Genomic DNA, 21,673 nt, shown 5'->3' on the forward strand with positions numbered 1-21,673 from the left:
CCCGAGACTAACGCGTCGGATTCAGCCGCGCGAGATCAGGAGGCCAGGACCTCGTCCAGAACGACGCCGGCCTGCTCCTCATCGGTCTTCTCGGCCAGAGCCAGCTCCGAGATCAGGATCTGCCGGGCCTTCGCGAGCATCCGCTTCTCGCCCGCCGACAGCCCGCGGTCCTGATCGCGGCGCCACAGGTCGCGCACGACTTCGCTGACCTTGATCACGTCGCCGGACGCGAGCTTCTCGAGGTTCGCCTTGTAGCGGCGCGACCAGTTCGTAGGCTCTTCCGTGAACGGCGCACGCAACACCTCGAACACCTGCTCGAGGCCTTCTTTGCCGATGACATCGCGCACACCCACCAGGTCGATGTTGTCGGCCGGGACCTCGATGGTCAGGTCGCCTTGGGTGACGCGGAGCTTCAGGTAGACCTTCTCTTCGCCCTTGATGACTCGGGTCTTCACTTCAGCAATGGTGGCCGCACCATGGTGGGGATAAACGACCGTTTCGCCAACCTCAAAAAGCATGCAGTTATATCCTTTCGGCAACCTCAAGGATACCACATGCAGAAATGCACTAAGGTTCCGCCCCGCACCCGCCGAGCACCCCTGGCCGCACCCCGCTCCGCGCGCGCGGCCGTCACCCCGTAGACTGCAGGTGCACATCGAATGCCTGTGGGAGGAACCGTGAAATCGCGACTGTTCGCGTCCGTCGCCGTCTGCGCCGCCGTCATGCTCGGAGCGAGCGGCTGCGCCATGATCTCCCCCCAGGGTACGACGATCCCCTACTCCCCCGGTGACGGCGTGAACGTCGCCGACGCACCGGGCGCCGCACTGCTGGTGCGCAACGCGCTGATCGTCGCCAACGAGGACGGCACGGTGGGCAACATGATCGCTGCCGTCGTGAATCTGACCGGCGACCCGCAGACCCTGAACGTGCAGGTGGGCACCGGGTCCTCGGCCATCAACGAGACCGTGCCGGTGCCGGCCCACTCGGTGGCCAGCCTCGGCGGCAGCGCCGACCCGCTGCGCTTGGACGGCCTGAACGTGAAGCCGGGCGCGACCGTGTCGGTGTACTTCCAGTCCGGCAACGCCAGCGGCGAGACGGCCAACGTGCCGGTGCTCGACGGCTCGGAGGAGTACCTCGCCAGCTATGTGCCCGCACCCGCGGCCACGCCCGCACAGTAAGCGGCAGGCCGCCGCTCAGGCCTCGAAGCGATAGCCCAGTCCGCGGACGGTGACCAGCATCACGGGGTCGCGCGGGTCGGCCTCGATCCGCGAGCGGATGCGCTTGATGTGCACGTCGAGCGTCTTGGTGTCGCCGAAATAGTCGGCGCCCCACACCCGCTCGATCAGCTGGCCGCGCGTGAGCACGCGCCCGGCGTTGCGCATCAGCAGCTCGAGCAGCTCGAATTCCCGCAGCGGCATGCGGATCTGCTCACCGTCGACGGCGACCGTGTGCCCGTCGATGTCCAGCCGCACCCGGCCGGCCTCGAGCACCCGCTCGTCGAGCTCCGCGTCGGCGGCGGCGGTGCGCCGCAGCACCGCCCGCATGCGGGCCAGCAGCTCGCGGGAGGAATAGGGCTTGGTGACGTAGTCGTCCGCGCCCAGCTCGAGGCCCACCACGATGTCGACCTCGCTGTCCTTGGCGGTGAGCATGATCACCGGCACGGCGCTGGTGGTGCGGATCTGCCGGCACACCTCGGTGCCGGGCATGCCGGGCAGCATCAGGTCGAGCAGCACGATGTCGGCCCCGCCCTCCTCGAACGCCGCCAGCGCGCCGGGTCCGTCGCCGGCGATCCGGGTCTGAAAGCCTTCCCGCTCCAGCAGATAGGCCAGCGGCTCGGCCAGGTCCGGCTCATCTTCGACGATCAGTACTCGCGTCATGCGCCGGTGTCCTTCCGCCCTGCGGTCTTCGTGCTGCTCTTCTTGGTCTTGGCCTTGCCGCCGTGCGCAACCTTGCCGCGGTGCTTGCCCGGCCGATTCGGCTCGGGCGCCGGCGCCTCGGGCAGCCGGATCGTGAAGGTCGACCCCTGGCCGGGACGCGACCACAGCCGCACCTCGCCGCCGTGCCGCTGCACGGCGTGCTTGACGATCGCCAGGCCCAGTCCGGTGCCGCCGGTGCGGCGTGAGCGAGCCTGGTCGGCGCGGTAGAAGCGCTCGAAGATGCGCTCTTGGTCGTCTTCGGCGATGCCGATGCCCTGGTCGGCGACGGCGATCTCGACGACGCCGTGCTCGACCTTCACGCCGATGCCCACATGGGACCCGGCCGGCGAATACGCCACGGCGTTGGCGATCAGGTTGTCGATCGCCTCGCCCAGTTCCTGTGCGTCGCCGCGCACGAACGCGCCGCTGTGGGCGCCGCGCACCAGTTCGACGCCGGCGGCCGCGGCCGGCAGCCGCTGGGCGCCCACAGCGGCATCGACGAGTTCGTCGATGCCGACATCGTGCATCTGCACGGGCTGGTCGGACTGCAGCTGCGACAGGCTCATGATGCGCGTGATCAGACCTGCCAGGCGCTCGGCTTCGGCGCGCAGCCGCTGCGCGAAGTCGCGCACCCGATCCGGCTCGTCGGCGGCCGACTCAACCGCTTCGGCGAGCAGGCTGACCGCGCCCACCGGCGTCTTCAGCTCGTGACTGGTGTTGGCCACGAAGTCGCGGCGCATCTGCTCGAGGCGCTCCTGCTCGGTGACATCGCGCAGCACCAGCAGCACCAGTCGCCCGCTGATGGCCTGTGCTCGCGCCGAGACATCCCGCACCTGCGTGCGCCCCCGATGCAGGCGCATCATGAGAGGTGCGGACGCCGTGCCGGCCCGCGCCGCGCGCAGCAGCAGCATCAGCTGATCGTCGGGCAGGTTCTTGCCCACGACCAGTCCATATGCCTCCGCCGGCATGGACGCCGCCAGCACGGTGCCGGACGGGTTGACCACGACGGCGGCGTCATCCATGCCCGCCAGCACGTCGCGCGCGCCGGGCGGGATGTCTTCGGTGGCCTGCACGGCCGCGCGGTCGCGCATGCGGTAGGCGGTGGCCACCAGCAGGACGGCACTGCCGCCCAGGATCACTCCGATGAGCAGCGCGAAGACGGCGAGCTGCGCGGGGTCCATACGAACAGCGTAGGGTGTGCTGCACGGCCGCGCCCGCAGCCTTCGCGCATCCGGCGCCGACTGCTGCCAGTGTTCACCTGCTCGGCACCGTGCGTTAACCTTCGATGGCGAAGATCACTGCGTCGCGGATGCTGCCGCCGACCGCTGAGACCAAGAAACGGTGCCCCCATGCGCGAAGTGTTCCACCAGTCCCTGGAAGAGGTCCAGGCCCGACTCGTCGAGATCGCCGAACTGGTCACCACGGCCATCGAGAAGGCGACCACCGCGTTCGGCACGAGCGATGTGACGCTGGCCGAGGAGGTCATCGAGGCCGACAGCACGATCGACGACAAGGCGCTGGCGCTGGACGAGCTGGCCATCGAGATCCTCGCGCGCCAGCAGCCGGTCGCGCGCGACCTGCGCATCGTCGTGATGAGCCTGCGGGTCAGTGCCTCGCTGGAGCGGATGGGCGATATCGCCGAGCACATCGCACAGCTGACCCGGATGCGCTTCCCCGAGCGGGCGATCCCGAAGGGGCTGCGTTCGACGTTCACCAAGATGGGGCGGCTGGATGTCGAGCTGGCCCATGCGCTGACCGAACTGCTGCGCACGCAGAACCTCGACCTGGCCGATCAGATCCGCAACGCCGACGACGACGTCGACGAACTGCACATCGCCGTGTTCGAGAAGGTGCTCAGCGACAGCTGGCAGGGCGAGGCCGGCGCGACCGTGGACGCCACCCTGGCCAGTCGGTACCACGAGCGGTTCGCCGACCACGCCGTGTCGGTGGCCAAGAAGGTCGTCTACCTGGCCACCGGCGACTGGACCGAGGCCATCACACAGCCGTAGCGGCTACCTGCCCTGGTTCGCGACCGCCGCAGCCCCGGCCGCGGCGGCCTCGGGGTCGAGGTACTCCCCCGGGCCGAGGGGCATGAGGTCCTCGCCCAGCCGGTAGACCAGCGGGATGCCGGTGGGGATGTTCAGCGCCGCGATGTCGTCGTCGCTGATCGCGTCCAGGTGCTTGACCAGGGCGCGCAGCGAGTTGCCGTGCGCGGTGACCAGCACGGTCCTGCCCGCTCTCAGGTCGGGCGCGATCTCGCCCTCCCAGTACGGCAGCAACCGGTCGATCACGAGCTTGAGGGACTCGGTGCGCGGCACCTCCCCGTCGATGCCCGCGTACCGCGGGTCACCGACCTGGCTGTATTCGCTGTCGTCGGCCAGTGCGGGCGGCGGCACATCGAACGACCGGCGCCACAGCATGAACTGCTCCTGGCCGAACTCCGCGAGCGTCTGCGCCTTGTCCTTGCCCTGCAGCGCGCCGTAGTGCCGTTCGTTCAGGCGCCACGAGCGCTTGACCGGGATCCACAGCCGGTCCGCGGCATCCAAGGCGATGTCGGCGGTCTGGATGGCGCGGCTGAGCACCGAGGTGTGCAGCAGATCGGGGTGCAGGCCGGCGGCGGCGAGCAGTTCGCCGCCCCGCTGCGCCTCGGCCTTGCCCTGATCGGTCAGGCGCACGTCCACCCACCCGGTGAACTGGTTGGACTGGTTCCACTCGCTCTGACCGTGGCGGAGCAGGATGAGCGTGTACGGGGCCGTCATGGCTCCAGCTTATCGACGGCGGCCCAGGCGCGGAATTCGCGGGACGGACGCCGTGGCTCCGGCGCCGGGCGGGATGATGACCTCCTGCGCGGCGGCGACCGGACCGTCCTGCGTATCGACGACGAGCTCGGCATCCAGCGGAGTGCTGCGGCGCACCAGCGCGAGCGCGATCGGGCCGTCCTCGTAGTGCTGCGCGGCCGCGATGACGACCCCGACCGTCGTGTCCGCGGCGCGGACGCCGTCGCCTCGCGCCGGCAGATTCGTGTCGCTGCCGTCCAGCTGCAGCGACACCAGGCGACGGGGCGGGTGCCCCAGGTTGTGCACCTTCGCGACGGTCTCCTGGCCGCGGTAGCAGCCCTTGTGCAGGTGCACGGCGGTGCGCAGCCAGTCCACCTCGTGCGGCAGCAGCTTCTCGTCGGCATCCGCGATGCGCGGGCGCCAGGCCGCGATGCGCAGCGCATCCGCGGCGATCGACCCGGCCAGCCGCTGCCGGCCTGCGGCGGCCTCGCCGGCCAGCCGCGCCAATTCCGCGGGCAGCACCAGCGCCTCAGACCAGTCCCAGTCCTGCCCGGGGTGACCCGCGTCGACCGCATACGCCCAGCCGCCCGTGCCCACCTCGGGCCACGGGTCGTGCCAGACCAGTGGCACACCCGCGGGCGCCGCCGCGGCCAGCGCGGCGACGGCGGCGGCGGTGCCGCCGACCACGACGAGCTCGTCGCGGGCATCACGCGGGTCCACCCGCAGCCGGAAGCGCATCTTGACCAGCCAGCTCAGCAGCCCGTCGGCATCCGCCCGGTCCACGACCAGCCATGCGGTAGCGCCGTCGTCGACGACGGCCGCGGCGTGCTCCACGCGCCCGTTCGGGTCGAGGATCAGAAGCTCGCTGCTCTGCCCCGGAACCAGCGCACTGATCTGCTGGGTCGACAGCGACTCCAGCCAGGTGAGCCGGTCGGCACCGCCCACCGCCAGCACGACGCGGTCGCCCAGCGGTGCGAGCGCGCGCCCGCCGGCGAGGTCGCGCTGCTCGGCGATCGGGTTGCCGGCGTGCTGCAGGATGCCGTCGGCGATGACCGCGCCGGAGACTGCGGCCACCGCCGCCATCGGGTTCATCCGGAGACCTTCGCGAGGCGTGCCGAGGCGTGCGAGGCCAGGTCATGGCCGAGCGCGGCGATGTCCCACGCCCACAGCAGATGGCCGTCGACCAGGCCGTACATGCGGGTCGCGGCGGTGTAGTCCTTGGCGCCGGCCGGACGCACGACGGCGTCGGTGGACAGGTCGATGCGAGGGCCGCGGATCTGGCCGAGGTACAGCTCGCTGGTCCCGTCCGAGTGCACCACGGCGGCTTCGATGTCGAAGCCGTTCTCGGAGTTGCGCAGTGTCTCGACATCGGCGGCGGTGCGGGCGGCTGCCGCGGCGCGCGGCGGCAGCAGTCCGGGGCCTGCGTCGGCGCCCTGCAGCGGGCGCGCGAGCCGCCAGTAGCCCAGCTCGCCGACCAGACGGGTGCGGTCGTCGCCGGCGCCGATCCAGGCGTCGGCGGAATAGTTCAGGAAGTCCCCGCCATCATGGCTGAAGCTGACCCGCTGGGTGAACTCGCCGCTGTAGCGGTGGTCTTCGGTCGGGTAGTCGATGACTCCGGTGCCCTCCCAGACGCCGATCAGCCACGACAGCGGCACGAGATCGGCGGGCAGGCCGGTCGGCAGTTCGATCACGGCACGCCGATCAGCGCTGGCCGCGATACAGGTTCTTGACGACGACGACGCCGACGAAGAGGATCGCGAGCGAGGCAAGGCCCAGCAGTCCCACGAAGAAGAGTTCAAGCGCGACGAGGTCCATACCCACACTCTAGTACGGGTTGGCGTTGCAGCCCCGGGATGCTACGCGCCCAGCGCGGCCAGACCGAACCCGGCGCTGATCACACCCAGCAGGAACAGCGAGCCCAGCATGCTCAGTGCGACCCGCGCCAGGAAGCGCCGCGGGTGCCCGAACCACAGCTGCACGATGAACGAGGCCACGAGGCTCCCGGCGAGCCCGACGAGCAGCCAGCCGGCGCGCTGTGCGACCGGCGCGAAGATCCCCACGGCGACGCCGATGAGCACGGCCACCACCCAGACGGCGACGACGCCGAGGAACGTTCCCCGCGGCGGCGCGAGCTCGGGCGCAGACATACCGCCATTGTCGCACGGCGAATGGCCATAAAATGAGCTGTCGACGGTCCGCAAGACGGATCGGGAGGATCCCGGTGGCACAGCTTCTCGTTCTCAGCTCTGCGAGCGACGACGCCCTGCCCGCGCTCGAACTGCTCAGCCACCGCGTGCACACGATCCCCGCCGACCCCGCCCATCTGGTGAACGCGCCCGCCGCCGATCTCATCTTCCTGGACGGGCGCACCGACCTCGCCGGCGCGAAGTCGCTGTGCCGCATCCTGACCGCGACCGGACTGGATGCCCCGCTGGTGCTGATCGTCACCGAAGGCGGGATGGCGGCGGTGGCCGCGGACTGGGGAGTCAGCGACGTGCTGCTGACCACGGCCGGACCGGCCGAGTCCGAAGCCCGCATCCGGCTGGCACTCGGTCGCGGCGCTGCCGCGCATCCCGAACTGGAATCGATCCAGACGTCGGGTCTGACCATCGACGAAGCGTCGTACTCGGCCAAGCTGCACGGCCGCGTGCTCGACCTGACCTACAAGGAATTCCAGCTGCTGCACTTCTTCGCGGCGCACCCGTCCCGCGTGTTCACCCGCGAGCAGCTGCTGAGCGAAGTGTGGGGTTACGACTATTTCGGCGGCACCCGCACGGTCGATGTGCACGTGCGGCGGCTGCGCGCCAAACTCGGCGAGTTCGAGCAGCTGATCGGCACGGTGCGCAATGTCGGCTACCGGTTCAACGCCGCCGACAACGAGCAGCAACCGGCACGGTCGTAGTCCGGCGGCTGCGGGGGTACGCACCCGGCCGCATCCTGCAATGATGAAGGAATGATCGAACACGAGGTCCTGGACACCGGGCTGGATGACGGCGAGGACGATGACTTCGACCTCGAGGAGGTCTACGACTCCGAGCTGCCCGAAGGCCGCTACCTCGATCGCGAACTGAGCTGGCTCGCCTTCAATCAGCGGGTGCTGGAGCTGGCCGAGGATCCGTCGCTCCCGGTGCTGGAGCGCGCCAACTTCCTGGCGATCTTCGGCAGCAACCTCGACGAGTTCTTCATGGTGCGCGTGGCAGGGCTGCGCCGGCGCATCATGACCGGGCTCGCCATCCCGACCAACGTCGGCCGGGCCCCGCAGGACGTGCTGGCCGACATCTCGGCCGAGGCGCACCGACTGCAGCTGCGACACGCGGACGTGTGGACCAATCAAGTCAAGCCCGCCCTCGCCGAGGCCGGCATCGACTTCCTCACCTGGGCGGATGTCACCGAGCCCGAGCGCGCCGACCTGTACCGCTACTTCCAGGAGCAGGTCTTCCCGGTGCTGACGCCGCTCGCGGTGGACCCGGCCCATCCCTTCCCCTACATCTCCGGGCTGTCGCTGAACCTCGCCATCCGCATCCGCAACGCCCGCACCGGGCGACAGGAGTTCGCCCGGCTCAAGGTGCCGCCGATGCTGCCGCGCTTCGTGCGCGTCGAGGACGAGTCGAACCGGATCCGGTACCTGCCGTTGGAAGACCTGATCGCGAACAACCTGGACGACCTGTTCCCGGGCATGGAGATCCTCGACCATCACACCTTCCGACTCACCCGCAATGAGGACGTCGAGGTCGAGGAGGACGAGACCGAGAATCTGATCCAGGCGCTGGAGGCCGAGCTGCTGCGCCGCCGGTTCGGCCCGCCGATCCGGCTGGAGATCACCGAGGACATCGACGACATCACGCTGAACCTGCTGATCGACGAGATGTCGATCACCGAGCAGCAGGTCTACCGACTGCCCGGCCCGCTGGATCTGCGCGGCCTGTTCGATCTGGGGCGCATCGACCGCCCCGAGCTGCGCTATCCGCCGCACGTGCCGGTCACCACGCTGGGCTTCCAGCCCGCCGATCCGCACGGCCACGCCGACCTGTTCGCGGCGATCCGCAAGGGCGACGTGCTGGTGCACCACCCGTACGAGCCGTTCGCGACCAGCGTGCAGGCGTTCCTGGAGCAGGCGGCCAAGGACCCGCATGTGCTGGCCATCAAGCAGACCCTGTATCGCACCTCCGGCGACAGCCCGATCGTGCAGGCGCTGATCGACGCCGCCGAGGCCGGCAAGCAGGTGCTCGCGCTGGTCGAGGTCAAGGCGCGCTTCGACGAGGCCAACAACATCAGCTGGGCCCGCAAGCTCGAAAAGGCCGGCGTGCACGTGGTCTACGGCCTGGTCGGGCTCAAGACGCACGCCAAGCTCGCCCTCGTGGTGCGCGAAGAGGAAGGCGCCCTGGTCAGCTACGCACACATCGGCACCGGCAACTACAACCCCAAGACCAGCCGCATCTACGAGGACTTCGGCCTCTTCACGATCGACGCGCAGGTGGGCCGCGACCTCATCCGCCTGTTCAACGAGCTCAGCGGCTATGCCATCGAGAAGAAATTCAAGCGGCTTCTGGTCGCGCCTCGGCACCTGCGCAAGGGGCTGACCCGGCTGATCGACACGGAACGCCGCAACGCGCTGGCCGGGCTGCCGTCCCGCATCCGGATCAAGGTCAACTCGATGGTCGACGAGCAGATCATCGACGCACTGTACCGTGCCAGCCAGGCCGGAGTGACGGTCGAGATCTGGGTGCGCGGAATCTGCAGCCTCAAGCCCGGCGTGCCCGGGATGAGCGAGAACATCACGGTGCGCAGCATCCTGGGGCGCTATCTGGAGCACTCGCGGATCTTCTCCTTCGCCAATAACGGCGATGTGCAGGTCTACATCGGCAGCGCCGACATGATGCACAGAAACCTCGACCGCCGCATCGAAGCTCTCGTGCGGGTGACCGCCGACACGCACATCACACGGCTGGAAGGCCTGTTCACCCTGGCGATGAGCGACACGGTCAGCTCGTGGCACCTGCAGCCCGATGGCGAGTGGGTCCGGCACAGCACGACCGACAGCGGCAAGCCCTTCATCGACCTGCAGGATAGGACGATGCAGAACATCATGCGTCGCCGTCGCGCCCGGGTGGTGCGGCGATGAGCGAGACCGCCGTCTATGCGGCCGGTGGCGTCCTCTGGCGCCTGATCGACGGAAAGCTGAAGGTGCTGGTGATCCACCGCACCCAGTATGCCGACGTGACGCTGCCCAAGGGCAAGGTCGACCCCGGCGAGACGCTGGCCGAGACCGCAGTGCGCGAGATCGTCGAAGAGACCGGCATCGCGGTGCATCTGGGGGTGCCGGTCGGCGTCTCGCGCTACAAGCTGCCCAACACCCGCACCAAGATCGTGCACTACTGGGCGGCGCACGCCACCGACGACGCCATCCGGGTATCCCGGTTCGTACCCAACAAGGAGATCGCCGCGATCGAGTGGATCTCGCCGAAGAAGGCCCGCTCCCGGATGAGCTACCCGGTCGATGTCGAGATCATCGACAACTTCCTGCAGCTGGTGGACGACGGTGTGCTGCAGACCTTCGCCGTGATCGCGCTGCGACACGCCAAGGCCGCCGGCCGCGATGAGTGGTCGGGTGAGGACGCGCTGCGGCCGCTGACCGCCCGCGGCGCGAAGCAGGCCGCGGCCGCCGCCGGTCCGCTGCAGGCGTTCGGGGTGCGCAAGATCATCTCCTCGGACGCGGTGCGGTGCGTGGCCACCGTCGCCCCGCTGGCCGCCGCGCTCGGGCACAAGGTGCACCGCACCGCCGCGGTCAGCCAGGACGCCTGGGACGAGGGCACCTCCGACGTGCGCACCGTGGTCGGCCAGCGGGTACGGGCGGGCAAGTCCGCCGTGGTGTGCAGCCACGGCCCGGTGCTGCCCGAGATCATGCGCGAGCTGGCCCTGGCCACCGGCACGATGCAGGGCTCCTACCTGGGCGAGGCGGCCGCCCTGCCAGTAGGTGCCTTCTCGGTCGTGCACCTGTCGGCAACCAACCCCGGGTCGGGAATCATCGCGATCGAGACGCACGAGCCCAAGGTCTGATCCGTCGCAGCGTTCACCTTCCGTTCACCCGCACAGCGCACCCTGGACACCAACGCGCTTTACGGTCTTGCCGAGCCCCGCACCGGGGCCGACATCCCGAACATGTGAAGGACTGCACACAGTGAAGCTGAATCGCATTGCACCGCTGGGCGTCGTGGCCGTCGCCGCGGCACTCGTCCTCGCCGGCTGCGCCTCGAACGAGGCCGCCGCCGACAACACCACCCCGGCCGGCAGCGCCGCGCCGACGACGCTCTCGGGCACCATCAACGGCATCGGCTCCTCGGCGCAGGGCACCGCCCAGCAGTCCTGGATCGCCGGCATCCAGACGGCCAACCCCGACCTGAACATCAACTACGACCCGCAGGGCTCCGGCGCCGGACGCAAGAGCTTCATCTCGGGGGCGGCCGACTTCGCCGGCTCCGATGCCGCGCTGAAGGACTCGGAGCTCGCCGGCTCGTTCGCGATGTGCGCCCCCGGCACCAAGGCGATCGACCTGCCGGTCTACATCTCGCCGATCGCAATCGCCTACAACGTCGAGGGCGTGACCGACCTGAAGCTGGATGCCGCGACCATCGCGGGCATCTTCTCGGGCAAGATCACGACCTGGAACGACCCCAAGATCGCCACCCTGAACAGCGGCACGACGCTGCCGAGCGCCCGGATCATCGTCGTGCACCGCTCGGACGACTCGGGCACGACGCAGAACTTCACCGAGTACCTCGCGGCCAACGCGAAGGACGTCTGGACCCAGCCTTCGGGGCAGACCTTCCCGTACCAGATCGGAGACGCCGCCAAGGGCACGTCGGGTGTCGCCGAGGCCACCAAGAGCGCGAAGAACTCGATCACCTACATCGACGAGTCCGGCGCCGCCGGACTGCAGGTCGCGCAGCTGAAGGTCGGCGACGCGTTCGTGAAGATCTCGGCCGCCGGTGCCGCCGCCGTGGTCGCCGACTCGCCGTCGGTCGCCGGCCGCGAGGCGAACGACCTCGCCATCGACATCAACCGCACCGACACGCAGGCGAACGCCTGGCCGCTGGTGCTCGTGTCGTATCTGATCGCCTGCCAGCAGTACCAGGACGCCGCCACCGGCGCCTTGGTCAGCAGCTACATCCAGTACGTGGCAAGCGACGCGGCCCAGCAGGCGGCCGCGCAGCAGGCCGGGTCGGCGCCGCTGTCGGCGGCGCTGTCGGCGAAGGTGATCGCCGCCGCACAGTCCATCAAGTGAGACACCGACCGGCCCGGCACCCGACGCACGGGGCCGGGCCGGCCATCGGCCCGAGACCGACTCGGAGAAGGAAGAGCACAAGATGAGCACGACCGCCGTCCGCCCCGTCACGGGCAACGGATCGAAGGTGCGGGTCGGCGACCGTGTGTTCGCCACGACCACCGTCGTGGCCGGCTCGCTGATCCTGGCGATCCTGGCGGCCGTCGCGATCTTCCTGGTCATCCAGGCCCTCCCCGCCCTGGTGGCGAAGCCGGGCCAGCTGCCGGGTGAGGCGGCGAACTTCTGGCAGTACGTCTGGCCGCTCGTGTTCGGCACCGTCTGGGCGGCGTTCCTGGCGCTGCTGCTGGCGACCCCGCTGTCGATCGGGATCGCACTGTTCATCACGCACTACGCCCCTCGGCGCCTGTCGCAGACGCTCGGCTACATCATCGATCTGCTCGCGGCGATCCCCTCGGTCGTGTTCGGCCTGTGGGGCATCGTCGCCCTCGCCCCGTTCGTGCAGCCGTTCTACCAGTGGTTGGGTGAGAACCTGGGCTGGTTCCCGCTGTTCGCCCCGCCGGTCTCGGGCACCGGGCGCACGATCCTCACGGCGGCCATCGTGCTCGCCGTCATGGTCATCCCGATCATGACCGCGATCTGCCGCGAGATCTTCCTGCAGGCCCCGCGCCTGCATGAGGAAGCCGCGCTCGCACTGGGCGCGACCAAGTGGGAGATGGTGCGGATGGCCGTACTGCCGTTCGCCCGCAGCGGCATCATCTCCGCCATCATGCTGGGTCTGGGCCGAGCGCTGGGCGAGACCTTCGCCGTCGCGATGGTGCTCTCCCCCGCCCTCGTCGTCAAGTTCGCGGTGCTGCAGGCGCAGAACCCGAACACGATCGCCGCCAACATCGCGCTGCAGTTTCCCGAGGCCACCGGTCTGTCGGTCAACGCCCTGGTCGCCTCGGGCCTGGTGCTGTTCGCCGTCACCCTGCTGGTCAACGTCCTCGCCCGCTGGATCGTCAGCCGCCGAGCCGCCTTCTCTGGAGCCAACTGATGGCCATCGCCACGGCAGAACGGCCCACGGCCACCGGCATCCGCACCCACAACGCCCTGGCCGCGGGGCAGTTGCCGCGCGGGTCGGCCTGGATGGTGCTGGCCGGCGGCCTGATCTTCTCGAGCACGTTCTTCGCGCTGCTGGCCGCCGCCGGCGCCACCGCCGGTTTCAACATCGTCGGGGCCGTGTTCGTCGGCACCGTGCTGTTCGACATCGTGCTGTACGCCTTGTCCCGCATCGTCGAGGGCCCGCGCCGCGCGCTGGACCGACTGGTCACCTCGCTCGTGTCGACCGCGTTCATCATTGCGCTGCTGCCGCTGATCTCACTGCTGTGGACGGTGCTGATCGGGGGCCTGGCCCGCTTCGACGTCACGTTCTTCACGCAGTCGATGCGCAACATCATCGGCGACGGCGGCGGGGCGCTGCACGCCGTCATCGGCACGCTGCTGATCACCGCGATGACAACCCTGATCTCGGTGCCGATCGGCCTGCTGACCTCGATCTACCTCGTGGAGTACGGCCGCGGTGCACTGGCGCGCGCGATCACGTTCCTGGTCGATGTGATGACCGGCATCCCCTCGATCGTGGCGGGTCTGTTCACGTTCGCCCTTTTCGCGATGCTGTTCGGCCCGGCCGTGCGCAACGGCTTCATGGGCGCGATCGCGCTGTCGGTGCTGATGATCCCCGTCGTGGTGCGCTCCAGCGAAGAAATCCTGCGGCTCGTGCCCAACGAGCTGCGCGAGGCATCCTATGCACTCGGCGTGCCGAAGTGGCTGACGATCCTGCGCATCGTGCTGCCGACCTCGATCGCGGGTATCGTGACCGGCATCATGCTGGCCATCGCCCGCGTGATCGGCGAGACGGCACCGCTGCTGCTGGTGACCGGCTTCACGTTCAGCATGAACTACAACCTGTTCGAGGACCGCATGATGACGCTGCCGGTGTTCGTGTACACGCAGTACACGCAGGCCGCCGGTGTCAGCGCGCAGGGATCCATCGACCGTGCCTGGGCGGCAGCGCTCACGCTCATTCTCATCGTGATGGTGCTGAACCTCATCGGTCGCCTCATCGCCAAGGTCTTCGCGCCGCGGCGCGGCTTCTGAACCGAAGGAGACATCTGTGTCAAAGAGCATCGACGTCAACGATCTGGACGTGTACTACGGCGACTTCCTCGCCGTGGAGGGCGTGTCCCTGCACATCGAGCCACGCAGCGTCACGGCGCTGATCGGCCCCAGCGGCTGCGGCAAGTCCACCTTCCTGCGCACCCTGAACCGGATGCACGAGGTGATCCCCGGGGCCCGCGTGGAGGGCGAGGTGCTGCTGGACGGCGACGACCTGTACGCGAGGGGCGTGGACCCGGTCGCGGTGCGGCGCAACGTCGGGATGGTGTTCCAGCGGCCGAACCCGTTCCCGACCATGTCGATCCGCGACAACGTGCTGGCCGGGGTGCGTCTGAACAGCAAGCGCATGTCGCGGTCGGACGCCGAGGAGCTCACCGAGAAGTCGCTGCGCGGCGCGAACCTGTGGGAAGAGGTCAAGGACCGACTGGACAAGCCCGGTTCGGGACTGTCCGGCGGCCAGCAGCAGCGACTGTGCATCGCCCGCGCGATCGCCGTGGCGCCGCAGGTGCTGCTGATGGACGAGCCATGCTCGGCGCTGGACCCGATCTCCACGTACGCCATCGAAGAGCTGATCGCCGAGCTGAAGAACGACTACACGATCGTGATCGTGACGCACAACATGCAACAGGCCTCACGCGTGTCCGAGAAGACCGCGTTCTTCAACATCGCCGGCACCGGCAAGCCCGGCAAGCTGATCGAATTCGACGAGACCAAGACCATCTTCACGACCCCGTCGGTGCAGGCCACCGAGGATTACGTGTCGGGGCGGTTCGGGTAGGCGGGGCTTCGCGGGCCGTGCCCAGTCGCGCGGCGTGAGCAGCAGCCGGCTCAGTCGCGTGGCGTGAGCAGGTATCGGTTCAGCGATGCCGTGAACTGCGCGTCCACGGCCAGTGCGGCACCGTCCACCGAGACCACCGGCGCGGCCAGGCGCACGCTCGAGACCAGCCACGCGGCATCCGCCCGCGCCAGCTCGGCAGTGCGGATCGTCTCGTACGCCGTCTCGTGCCCGGCGGTGGCGAGGTGTTCGAACACGCTCACCTGCGTCGTGCCGTGCAGAATGCCCGACCCCGGCGCCGGCGTCACGAAGCGGTCGCCGAACCGCGCGATCACCGAGGCAGTCGGCGCCTCGAGCACGATGCCGTCCGACGAGACGAAGATCGCGTCGTCGGCGCCGCGGCGGTGCGCTTCGCGCAGCGCGGCCATGTTCACGGCGTACGACAGGGTCTTCGCGCCCAGCAGGAGCCAGGGCGCGCGGGCCGAGGTCGTGCTGTCGATGCCGCGATCCAGCGTCACCACACGCACGCCATGGACGCGGACGGCGGTGAAGTCGGCGGCATCCGATGCCGTCACCCATGCGGTCGGGGTCGGCCCGTGCTCGACGCCGCGGCTCAGGATCAGCTTGATGACATGCTCCCCCGTGCCGCACTGCGCGGCCGCGGCGGCCACCGCCTGGCGCCACTGATCCCGGTTCGGGGCAGGCAGGTCGCACAGCGCTGCAGAGTGGGCGAGCCGCTCCAAGTGCGCCTCGAGCTCCTGCGGATGCGCGTCGATGACGCCGATCGACTCGAAGATGCCGTCACCGCGCTGCGAGCTCAGCTCGCCGACGCTCAGCGCGGGCGCGGTCGGGTCGATGGCCTGAAACGTATCGGCGAAGTCGCGCCGCTCATCGTCGGGTGCAGCGGGGTCGATCAGCAGGGCGAAGTGGGCGGCCATGGTCCGAGCGTAGCCGTGTCGCACAAGCAGGCTGGATCGGCCGACGGGTGCGTCGTCCGGCATCGTATCGCGATTCCAGCCTGCTTCTGCGACACACCCGTGCGAACGACCCGTGGAATACCCGCCGGCCGGTCTCGGTTACACTGGATCGGCCGGGCCGCAGTAACCCCGGGCTCCAACTTCTGCCGCTTCGAGCGGCCTCGCGCCGAGAGGCGTTCTGCGGCCCGGCATCTTTGCGCCCGGACGAGGGCACGGCCCGCGGAGCTTGCGGCCCCGCTGGGCCCACACCGCGCCGCCTCAGCGCCTGCGGCACGGCTTCGGCGCGCAACGCACCACCTCGGGACGAGACGCACCGCCTCGGCGCGCAACGCACCACCTCGGCACACGGGGCCGGGAACCGCCTCGGCCCGGCGGGTGCAGTGCAGGTCAACCGAGGTCAGGTCAGGTTCTCGTGCCGCCAGAGGGCGGCGCAGGCGGACAGGTCGGCGGCGTATGTCGACAGCCGCAGCGCCCGCGTGGTCAGGGCGGTCGCCCGCTCGGACTCGGTGTGCTCATAGTCGTCGGCGACGTGGGTCGCACCTGACGCCTGCACTCGGCAGAACGCCGCAGCGCGATCCAGCGCCACGGCGAAGTCGCCCACGAACACGCCACGCATGATCTGGTCGACCACGGCGACCAGCTCCTCGGGTGCGGCCGGCACCGGCGCCCCTGCGATCACCGGATCAGCCGAACTGATCTCGATGCGTCCGCGGTCATACAGCAGCGCCGCCGTCTGCGCATCGTCGTGGATCATCAGCTGCAGCAGATAGAGCCGCCACAGCGCACCCGGCAGCGACCGTGCCGGTGCCTGCGACCACAGCTCCGCGAGGTCGTCGATGCCGTGCGTCTCAGTGAACGCGACGAGCCGGTCGACGATCTGCGCGTCCGGCTGCGCCCGCACGCGCGACAGCAGCGCCGCGGCGGTCGAGTGCGCGACGCGCGACGCCTCGGCAGGGTCGTGCGCGCCGAACAGCCGGTCCAGCTCGTCGGTCGAGCGGCGCACCGGCTTGTGGAACTGTCTGGCGTCGTCGGTCACACCATCAGGCTACCTGGGGTCCGCGGCAAGCCTTCGGGCCCGCCGGCCGACGCCGGCGCGGCCAGAACTCCGCCACACCTGATCGGCAGAAGTCGACACCCCGCCGAAAACGGCCTCCGCGCTGCGGATCGAAGGAGTTCCGGCCACGGATCCCAGGAGCTCCGGCCACCCGCTCGCCGCACTGGCGGCCCTGCGGGCTCGCCCCACTGGGCCGGGTGGCGGCGCCGGCGTGAGCAGAACTCCTCCAAAACCGACCGACCGGGGCCGATTCCGCGCCGAAAGAGACCTGAGGCTCCGGATCGAAGGAGTTCTGCTCGCTGTACGGCCGGGCCGCAACGCCGTCAGGCGGTGCCGTTGATCCGCACCATGTTGCCGGCGGGGTCGCGGAACGCGCAGTCGCGCGGGCCCCACGGCTGGTCCATCGGCTCCTGCAGCACTTCGGCGCCGGTGGCGCGGATCCGCTCGAACGCCGCGTCCAGGTCCGTCGCGGCGAACACGAGGGGGCCGGGCCCGGCTCCCTTGGCGATCAGCCGATGCAGCGCGTCGGCGTCGTCCGGCGAGCGCCCGGCGCCGGGCGCCGACAGCACGACCGCCAAGCCCGGCTGGTCGGCGGTGCCCAGGCTGAGCCAGCGCCAGCCGTTGCCCGACACATCGCTCAGCACGGTCAGCCCGACGGCGTCCCGGTAGAACGCGAGGGCCTCGTCGACGTCATCGACGGTGAGCGGGAAGTATCCGAATCTGATGTCATTCATGTCGGCAAGGCTACGCAGGATGCCGGCGCCGGCGCTTCTCGGATCCTGCTCGATGCCGGCCCGGCTCAGGCATACCGCGTCGGGCGGGTGAGCAGGCGCGCGAAGCATTCCGGCAGCGCTTCGGCATCGTCGTGCCGCCGCTTCCGATACGCGCTCGGCGTCTCGCCGACGATCTCGGTGAACGTTGAGCTGAACGATCCGAGGGATGTCGCGCCCACGGCGGTGCAGGCATCCGTCACACTCGTGCCCGCCCGCAGCAGCGCCATCGCCCGCTCGATGCGCCGGGTCATCAAGTAGGCGTACGGCGTCTCGCCGTACGCGAGCTTGAACTCACGGGAGAAGTGCGCCGGCGACATCAGGGCGCGGGCGGCCATGGTCGGCACATCCAGAGGCTGCGCGTAGTTGCGGTCGATCAGATCGCGGGCGCGACGCAGGTGGGCGAGTTGCTCGGGAGTCTGCGATGCGGATGCCACGCCACGAGGTTACTCGCGGGCCGGCGGCGTTACGCTCGGAGCATGGCCACAAGGATCGTGATCGCCGGCGGCACCGGGACGGTCGGCCGCCTGGTCACCGAGATCGCCGCCGGGCGTGGGCACGAGACCGCGGTGATCTCACGTTCCACCGGGATCGACCTGCGCACCGGCGACGGATTGGATGCGGTGCTGCGGGCCGGCGACGTCGTGATCGATGTCAGCGGATCGCAGGCGATGTCCGCGTCGGCGGCGATCCGCGACTTCGAGACGATGACGCGCAACCTGCTCGCCGCCGAGGAGCACGCCGGGATCCGCCATCACGTCGTCTTGTCGATCGTCGGGGTGGACACCTCGGAGAACGGCTACGGGTACTACCAGGGCAAGCTCGCGCAGGAGCGTGCCGTCGCCGCCGGTGCGGTGCCGTGGACGCTGCTGCGTGCCACCCAGTTCCACGAGTTCGCCGGGCAGATGGCCGAGCGGATGAAGTTCGGCCCGTTCGTGCTGGTGCCGCGGATGCGCTCGCAGCCGATCGCCGCCCGCGCCGTCGCGACGCGGCTCGTCGATCTGGCCGAGGGCAAGCCCGCCGGGCGGGTGGGGGACGTGGCCGGCCCGCGCATCGAGCGGATGGCCGAGCTGACCCGCCGCTATCTGCGTGCCAAGGGCCTGCCCGGGCACGTCGTGGAGATGTCACTGCCGGGCGCGTTCGGGCGCCAGATGCGCGATGGCAGCCTGCTGGCGGGCGTCCACACCCACCTCGCCGAGCAGACCTTCGCGCAGTGGCTCGTCGAGCAGACCGGCTCGGACGGGCAGGCCAAGACACCGCGCCCGGTCGGCATCGCCGGCATCCCGATCGTGCGCGCTCCGCTGCCGGACGCACCCGAGCCGTCGTTGTCGAACGCGCGCGAGCTGATCGCCGGGCTGACCACGGCCGGCATGCCGATCACGTTGCGGATCGAGGGTGCTGAGCGGCCGCTGCCGCCGCGCATCGACGAAGCCGCGTTCCGCGCCCTGCAGGAGGGCGTCGGCCTGGTGCTCAGCCGTGCGCGCGGGGTGGATGCCGCGGCCGTGGTCCGCTATCTGCCGCACGCCGTCGAGGTCGAGGTGTCGCACGAGCCGGGCGGCCTGACGCCGCAGGCGTCCCAGTCCACGTCGTTGTCGCGGTCACGGTCGACGGTGCGGGCGCTGGGCGGTGCGGTGGACTCCGGCGACCGGGCCGACGGCGTGTTCTGGGTGTCGGCCACGATCCCGACGCCGCAGTGACCTGCCGGCGTCGGCATCCCGTCTCGGTTATCACCGCGGGCCGGTCGCGAAGTAGTCTTGAGGTCGAGGGCCTGTAGCTCAGTCGGCAGAGCATCGGACTTTTAATCCGCGGGTCGAGGGTTCGAGCCCCTCCGGGCCCACTCGATGTCATCCTCGCGGGCGCTTCGTGCATCGGCGCGCCGGATGCCTGCGCCGACGCGGCTCACGCGTCCGACGCGGCTCACGCGCCCGAGGCGGCACCCTCGGAAGCGTCTGATGCGGCAGCCGCATCTGATTCAGCGGCTGCGTCTGATGCGGTGCCGGTACTGGCCGCGGACGCCGACGCCGCCTGCTCGCGGGCACGCTGCGCGGCGCGGCGGCCGAGTTCGACCAGAGCAGCCGATCCGGCGACACCGGCTCCCAGCGCGGCCAGCGCCCAGCCCGGCCCGGACTTGACGCGGCCCAGCGCGGCATCCACCGACGGGCGGCCGGGGCCGGCCTCGACCAGCAGTGTGAGGGCTGCGACGATGATGGCGTTCAGCTCCCATCCGCGGTTGGAGTTCCACGGCCCGTTCTTGCCGTGCACCTTGCGCACCGCGGTGGTCATGCTGCCGATCAGTCCGGCCGCGGCCAGCGGTGTGGCGCCACCCGCGATCAGCAGCGCGCCGCCGGCGGTCTCGGTGACACCGACCGCGATCGCATTGCGCCGCACCGGATACATGTCCACGGCCGCCATCATCTTGTCGGTGCCCTCGAGGCCGCTGCCGCCGAACCAGCCGGCGAGCTTCTGCGTGCCGTGTCCGATGAACAGCCCGCCGATGACGACGCGCACTGCCAGTCTTCCGAAACTCACACTCATCCTCCGATTCGCTGCGCCCGTATCGCGCGGACGGGTTTCGCTGTCAGAGAACAGCGCGGGCGGGCGGGATATTCCGGACGGGCGATATGCCCCGCCCGCACTACCGGCTGGCTTCGACCAGTTGCGCGCCGGCATGCGCCAGCTCGGCGAGCGCGGCTGCGCTGGATTCGGATGCGACCCCCGCGATCAGGTCGGTGAACACGCGCACGTGCCGGCCGTGCGCGATCGCATCCAGGGCGGAGGCGCGCACGCAGTAGTCGGTGGCGATGCCGCAGACATCCACGTCGACGATGCCGTGCTCATCGAGCAGCTGCACGACGGTGTGCCCATCGTCGGTGGTCCCTTCGAACAGCGAGTAGGCGGGTTTGCCCTGCCCCTTCTTCACGTGATGGGTGACGGTGCTCACGTCCAGATCCGGGTCGTAATACGCGCCCGCGGTGCCGGCCACGCAGTGCACCGGCCAGGTCGTCACGAAGTCCGGCTCGCCCGCGGCGAAGTGCCCGCCGTTGTCGCTGTCGGCATCGTGCCAATCGCGCGACGCGACGATGATGTCGTAGTCGCCGGCATGCGCGGCCAGGTGCCGTGTGATGGCGGCCGCGACGTCGTGTCCGCCGGCCACCGCCAGCGCCCCGCCCTCGGTGAAGTCATTCTGAACGTCGATGATGAACAGTGCGGTGCCCATGTGCCGAGCCTATGCGAATCGGGCGCCGGCCGGGCCGCCTCATCGGCGCGGTGCGGGCTCGCGTCCGACCAGGAAGTAGGTGATCGGCCCGACGAAGTTGACCAGCGAGATCAGTCGCCACATCCGCTTCGGCCCGCGCACCTGGTCGTCAGTGCGGCGGCTGAGGTCGCCGTGGGCCAAGCCGATGAGTCCGATCTGCACGACCGCGGCCATCACGATCGCGGTGCGGGCTCCTGTGGAGAGCTCACGCCATCTGCGCTTTTCCGCCATGGTGCGATTCTACGTCGGGGCCCAGCCCCGGCAGCCGCCCGTAGACTGGCACGACCGTCCCCGCGGCGGCACCGGCCCGCATCTCCAGGAGAGCCCGATGTTCACGATCACCGATGACGCCAGCCTGATCATCAAGGCGATCGCGCTGCGCACCGGCGGCGGGCGGGCCGCAGGCGGCGTGCGCATCTACGACGGCTCGTCGCGCGGCACCGACCTCGCCCTCGAGCCCGCGGACGGGCCCGAGGACGGCGACACGGTGTTCACCTACCTGGGTGCGCGGGTGTTCATCGCACCCGAGGTCGCCGACACCGTCGACGCGATCATGCTCGACGCCGGCGTCAATGACGACGGTGTGGTCGACTTCGTGCTGGGATCGGCCGGCGGCACGCGCCCCGAGGGGATGACCGGGGTGCGCGGCACGAGCCGGACCGCCGGCTGAGCCCCGAGCACGCCAGATGCAGCCCCGGCTGAGCCCTGGGCG

25 protein-coding genes and 1 tRNA gene are annotated in these 21,673 nt (G+C 69.9%); 12 read left to right on the forward strand and 14 right to left on the reverse strand.

What is annotated here, in order from left to right; translation table 11 throughout:
* Positions 1–35: 35 nt before the first annotated feature.
* Entirely contained in the window at positions 36–518 is a 483-nt protein-coding gene (locus tag ABD705_RS05545; RefSeq protein ID WP_344781383.1) for a CarD family transcriptional regulator, read from the reverse strand.
* 159 nt (positions 519–677) lie between these two features.
* Between ABD705_RS05545 and ABD705_RS05550 the strand changes: the two genes are divergently transcribed.
* Positions 678–1,178 carry a DNA modification methylase gene (locus tag ABD705_RS05550; protein WP_344781385.1) on the forward strand — a complete coding sequence of 167 codons (501 nt, stop codon included), beginning with the start codon at positions 678–680 and terminating at the stop codon, positions 1,176–1,178.
* A gap of 15 nt (positions 1,179–1,193) precedes the next feature.
* On the opposite strand, the gene ABD705_RS05555 is transcribed toward ABD705_RS05550, so the two are convergent.
* Positions 1,194–1,877, reverse strand: a complete 684-nt coding sequence (locus ABD705_RS05555; protein ID WP_344781387.1) for a winged helix-turn-helix domain-containing protein — start codon at positions 1,875–1,877, stop codon at positions 1,194–1,196.
* A complete protein-coding gene (locus ABD705_RS05560; protein ID WP_344781389.1) occupies positions 1,874–3,097 on the reverse strand; it encodes a sensor histidine kinase in 1,224 nt (407 codons plus the stop codon). The genes ABD705_RS05555 and ABD705_RS05560 overlap by 4 nt, the downstream gene beginning before the upstream one ends.
* A 168-nt stretch (positions 3,098–3,265) precedes the next feature.
* Here ABD705_RS05560 and phoU point away from each other — a divergent pair, with 168 nt between their 5' ends.
* A complete protein-coding gene (phoU, locus tag ABD705_RS05565) occupies positions 3,266–3,925 on the forward strand; it encodes a phosphate signaling complex protein PhoU (protein ID WP_344781391.1) in 660 nt (219 codons plus the stop codon).
* A gap of 3 nt (positions 3,926–3,928) precedes the next feature.
* Here phoU and ABD705_RS05570 read toward each other — a convergent pair whose 3' ends face one another.
* The 4 genes from ABD705_RS05570 to ABD705_RS05585 all read right to left on the reverse strand — a co-directional run bounded on the left by ABD705_RS05570 (position 3,929) and on the right by ABD705_RS05585 (position 6,840).
* Complete coding sequence (locus ABD705_RS05570) at positions 3,929–4,675, reverse strand: phosphoglyceromutase (protein ID WP_344781393.1); 747 nt, start codon at positions 4,673–4,675, stop codon at positions 3,929–3,931.
* 9 nt (positions 4,676–4,684) lie between these two features.
* Positions 4,685–5,776: a CAF17-like 4Fe-4S cluster assembly/insertion protein YgfZ gene (ygfZ, locus tag ABD705_RS05575; RefSeq protein WP_344781527.1), complete on the reverse strand. Its 1,092-nt coding sequence runs from the start codon at positions 5,774–5,776 to the stop codon at positions 4,685–4,687.
* A gap of 5 nt (positions 5,777–5,781) precedes the next feature.
* Positions 5,782–6,384 carry a nitrobindin family protein gene (locus ABD705_RS05580; protein ID WP_344781395.1) on the reverse strand — a complete coding sequence of 201 codons (603 nt, stop codon included), beginning with the start codon at positions 6,382–6,384 and terminating at the stop codon, positions 5,782–5,784.
* A 165-nt stretch (positions 6,385–6,549) separates the two neighbouring features.
* Entirely contained in the window at positions 6,550–6,840 is a 291-nt protein-coding gene (locus ABD705_RS05585) for a hypothetical protein (RefSeq protein WP_344781397.1), read from the reverse strand.
* A 74-nt stretch (positions 6,841–6,914) separates the two neighbouring features.
* Here ABD705_RS05585 and ABD705_RS05590 point away from each other — a divergent pair, with 74 nt between their 5' ends.
* The 7 genes from ABD705_RS05590 (at position 6,915) to pstB (ending at position 14,907) form a co-directional block, all read left to right on the forward strand.
* A complete protein-coding gene (locus ABD705_RS05590; protein WP_344781399.1) occupies positions 6,915–7,595 on the forward strand; it encodes a response regulator transcription factor in 681 nt (226 codons plus the stop codon).
* Positions 7,596–7,646: 51 nt separating this feature from the next.
* Entirely contained in the window at positions 7,647–9,815 is a 2,169-nt protein-coding gene (locus ABD705_RS05595) for an RNA degradosome polyphosphate kinase (protein ID WP_344781401.1), read from the forward strand.
* Positions 9,812–10,750: an NUDIX hydrolase gene (locus tag ABD705_RS05600; protein ID WP_344781403.1), complete on the forward strand. Its 939-nt coding sequence runs from the start codon at positions 9,812–9,814 to the stop codon at positions 10,748–10,750. Before ABD705_RS05595 ends, ABD705_RS05600 begins: the two co-directional genes overlap by 4 nt.
* A gap of 121 nt (positions 10,751–10,871) precedes the next feature.
* The gene (gene pstS, locus ABD705_RS05605) at positions 10,872–11,975 is read left to right on the forward strand and encodes a phosphate ABC transporter substrate-binding protein PstS (protein ID WP_344781405.1); all 1,104 of its coding nucleotides are present in this window, start codon (positions 10,872–10,874) and stop codon (positions 11,973–11,975) included.
* A gap of 82 nt (positions 11,976–12,057) precedes the next feature.
* Positions 12,058–13,008, forward strand: coding sequence for a phosphate ABC transporter permease subunit PstC (gene pstC, locus ABD705_RS05610; RefSeq protein ID WP_344781407.1), 951 nt, complete (start codon positions 12,058–12,060; stop codon positions 13,006–13,008).
* Positions 13,008–14,111, forward strand: coding sequence for a phosphate ABC transporter permease PstA (gene pstA / locus ABD705_RS05615; RefSeq protein WP_344781409.1), 1,104 nt, complete (start codon positions 13,008–13,010; stop codon positions 14,109–14,111). The genes pstC and pstA overlap by 1 nt, the downstream gene beginning before the upstream one ends.
* A gap of 16 nt (positions 14,112–14,127) precedes the next feature.
* Entirely contained in the window at positions 14,128–14,907 is a 780-nt protein-coding gene (gene pstB / locus ABD705_RS05620; RefSeq protein ID WP_344781411.1) for a phosphate ABC transporter ATP-binding protein PstB, read from the forward strand.
* 50 nt (positions 14,908–14,957) lie between these two features.
* Here pstB and ABD705_RS05625 read toward each other — a convergent pair whose 3' ends face one another.
* The 4 genes from ABD705_RS05625 to ABD705_RS05640 all read right to left on the reverse strand — a co-directional run bounded on the left by ABD705_RS05625 (position 14,958) and on the right by ABD705_RS05640 (position 18,142).
* Positions 14,958–15,842 (reverse strand): aminodeoxychorismate lyase, encoded by an 885-nt coding sequence (locus ABD705_RS05625; protein WP_344781413.1) that lies wholly within the window; start codon positions 15,840–15,842, stop codon positions 14,958–14,960.
* A gap of 436 nt (positions 15,843–16,278) precedes the next feature.
* Positions 16,279–16,917, reverse strand: coding sequence for a DNA-directed RNA polymerase subunit beta (locus tag ABD705_RS05630; protein ID WP_344781415.1), 639 nt, complete (start codon positions 16,915–16,917; stop codon positions 16,279–16,281).
* Between the two features lie 341 nt (positions 16,918–17,258).
* The gene (locus tag ABD705_RS05635; RefSeq protein ID WP_344781417.1) at positions 17,259–17,669 is read right to left on the reverse strand and encodes a VOC family protein; all 411 of its coding nucleotides are present in this window, start codon (positions 17,667–17,669) and stop codon (positions 17,259–17,261) included.
* 65 nt (positions 17,670–17,734) lie between these two features.
* A complete protein-coding gene (locus ABD705_RS05640) occupies positions 17,735–18,142 on the reverse strand; it encodes a helix-turn-helix domain-containing protein (protein ID WP_344781419.1) in 408 nt (135 codons plus the stop codon).
* A gap of 42 nt (positions 18,143–18,184) precedes the next feature.
* Between ABD705_RS05640 and ABD705_RS05645 the strand changes: the two genes are divergently transcribed.
* Together ABD705_RS05645 and ABD705_RS05650 are read left to right on the forward strand one after the other, a co-directional pair.
* Positions 18,185–19,402 (forward strand): NAD(P)H-binding protein, encoded by a 1,218-nt coding sequence (locus ABD705_RS05645; RefSeq protein ID WP_344781421.1) that lies wholly within the window; start codon positions 18,185–18,187, stop codon positions 19,400–19,402.
* A gap of 67 nt (positions 19,403–19,469) precedes the next feature.
* A tRNA-Lys gene (locus ABD705_RS05650) sits at positions 19,470–19,542 on the forward strand.
* An 80-nt stretch (positions 19,543–19,622) separates the two neighbouring features.
* Here ABD705_RS05650 and ABD705_RS05655 read toward each other — a convergent pair.
* The 3 genes from ABD705_RS05655 to ABD705_RS05665 all read right to left on the reverse strand — a co-directional run bounded on the left by ABD705_RS05655 (position 19,623) and on the right by ABD705_RS05665 (position 21,192).
* Positions 19,623–20,234 carry a DoxX family protein gene (locus ABD705_RS05655; protein ID WP_344781424.1) on the reverse strand — a complete coding sequence of 204 codons (612 nt, stop codon included), beginning with the start codon at positions 20,232–20,234 and terminating at the stop codon, positions 19,623–19,625.
* Between the two features lie 106 nt (positions 20,235–20,340).
* Positions 20,341–20,922 carry an isochorismatase family protein gene (locus ABD705_RS05660; RefSeq protein ID WP_344781426.1) on the reverse strand — a complete coding sequence of 194 codons (582 nt, stop codon included), beginning with the start codon at positions 20,920–20,922 and terminating at the stop codon, positions 20,341–20,343.
* A gap of 39 nt (positions 20,923–20,961) precedes the next feature.
* Entirely contained in the window at positions 20,962–21,192 is a 231-nt protein-coding gene (locus ABD705_RS05665; RefSeq protein WP_344781428.1) for a PLDc N-terminal domain-containing protein, read from the reverse strand.
* A gap of 97 nt (positions 21,193–21,289) precedes the next feature.
* Between ABD705_RS05665 and ABD705_RS05670 the strand changes: the two genes are divergently transcribed.
* On the forward strand, positions 21,290–21,631 hold the full coding sequence (locus ABD705_RS05670) for a hypothetical protein (RefSeq protein ID WP_344781430.1): 342 nt from the start codon (positions 21,290–21,292) through the stop codon (positions 21,629–21,631).
* Positions 21,632–21,673 lie beyond the last annotated feature (42 nt).

This window comes from Microbacterium kribbense (assembly GCF_039537285.1).
Lineage (GTDB): Bacteria > Actinomycetota > Actinomycetes > Actinomycetales > Microbacteriaceae > Microbacterium > Microbacterium kribbense.

Bases quoted from the DNA above. Each gene is read 5' to 3' on its own strand.
- ABD705_RS05670 (WP_344781430.1), top strand. From the start codon at position 21,290: ATGTTCACGATCACCGATGACGCCAGCCTGATCATCAAGGCGATCGCG.
- pstA (WP_344781409.1), top strand. From the start codon at position 13,008: ATGGCCATCGCCACGGCAGAACGGCCCACGGCCACCGGCATCCGCACC.
- ABD705_RS05665 (WP_344781428.1), bottom strand. From the start codon at position 21,192: ATGGCGGAAAAGCGCAGATGGCGTGAGCTCTCCACAGGAGCCCGCACC.
- ygfZ (WP_344781527.1), bottom strand. From the start codon at position 5,776: ATGGCGGCGGTGGCCGCAGTCTCCGGCGCGGTCATCGCCGACGGCATC.
- ABD705_RS05545 (WP_344781383.1), bottom strand. From the start codon at position 518: ATGCTTTTTGAGGTTGGCGAAACGGTCGTTTATCCCCACCATGGTGCG.
- ABD705_RS05570 (WP_344781393.1), bottom strand. From the start codon at position 4,675: ATGACGGCCCCGTACACGCTCATCCTGCTCCGCCACGGTCAGAGCGAG.
- ABD705_RS05660 (WP_344781426.1), bottom strand. From the start codon at position 20,922: ATGGGCACCGCACTGTTCATCATCGACGTTCAGAATGACTTCACCGAG.
- ABD705_RS05595 (WP_344781401.1), top strand. From the start codon at position 7,647: ATGATCGAACACGAGGTCCTGGACACCGGGCTGGATGACGGCGAGGAC.
- phoU (WP_344781391.1), top strand. From the start codon at position 3,266: ATGCGCGAAGTGTTCCACCAGTCCCTGGAAGAGGTCCAGGCCCGACTC.
- pstC (WP_344781407.1), top strand. From the start codon at position 12,058: ATGAGCACGACCGCCGTCCGCCCCGTCACGGGCAACGGATCGAAGGTG.
- ABD705_RS05600 (WP_344781403.1), top strand. From the start codon at position 9,812: ATGAGCGAGACCGCCGTCTATGCGGCCGGTGGCGTCCTCTGGCGCCTG.
- ABD705_RS05635 (WP_344781417.1), bottom strand. From the start codon at position 17,669: ATGAATGACATCAGATTCGGATACTTCCCGCTCACCGTCGATGACGTC.
- ABD705_RS05645 (WP_344781421.1), top strand. From the start codon at position 18,185: ATGGCCACAAGGATCGTGATCGCCGGCGGCACCGGGACGGTCGGCCGC.
- ABD705_RS05625 (WP_344781413.1), bottom strand. From the start codon at position 15,842: ATGGCCGCCCACTTCGCCCTGCTGATCGACCCCGCTGCACCCGACGAT.
- ABD705_RS05555 (WP_344781387.1), bottom strand. From the start codon at position 1,877: ATGACGCGAGTACTGATCGTCGAAGATGAGCCGGACCTGGCCGAGCCG.
- ABD705_RS05560 (WP_344781389.1), bottom strand. From the start codon at position 3,097: ATGGACCCCGCGCAGCTCGCCGTCTTCGCGCTGCTCATCGGAGTGATC.
- ABD705_RS05585 (WP_344781397.1), bottom strand. From the start codon at position 6,840: ATGTCTGCGCCCGAGCTCGCGCCGCCGCGGGGAACGTTCCTCGGCGTC.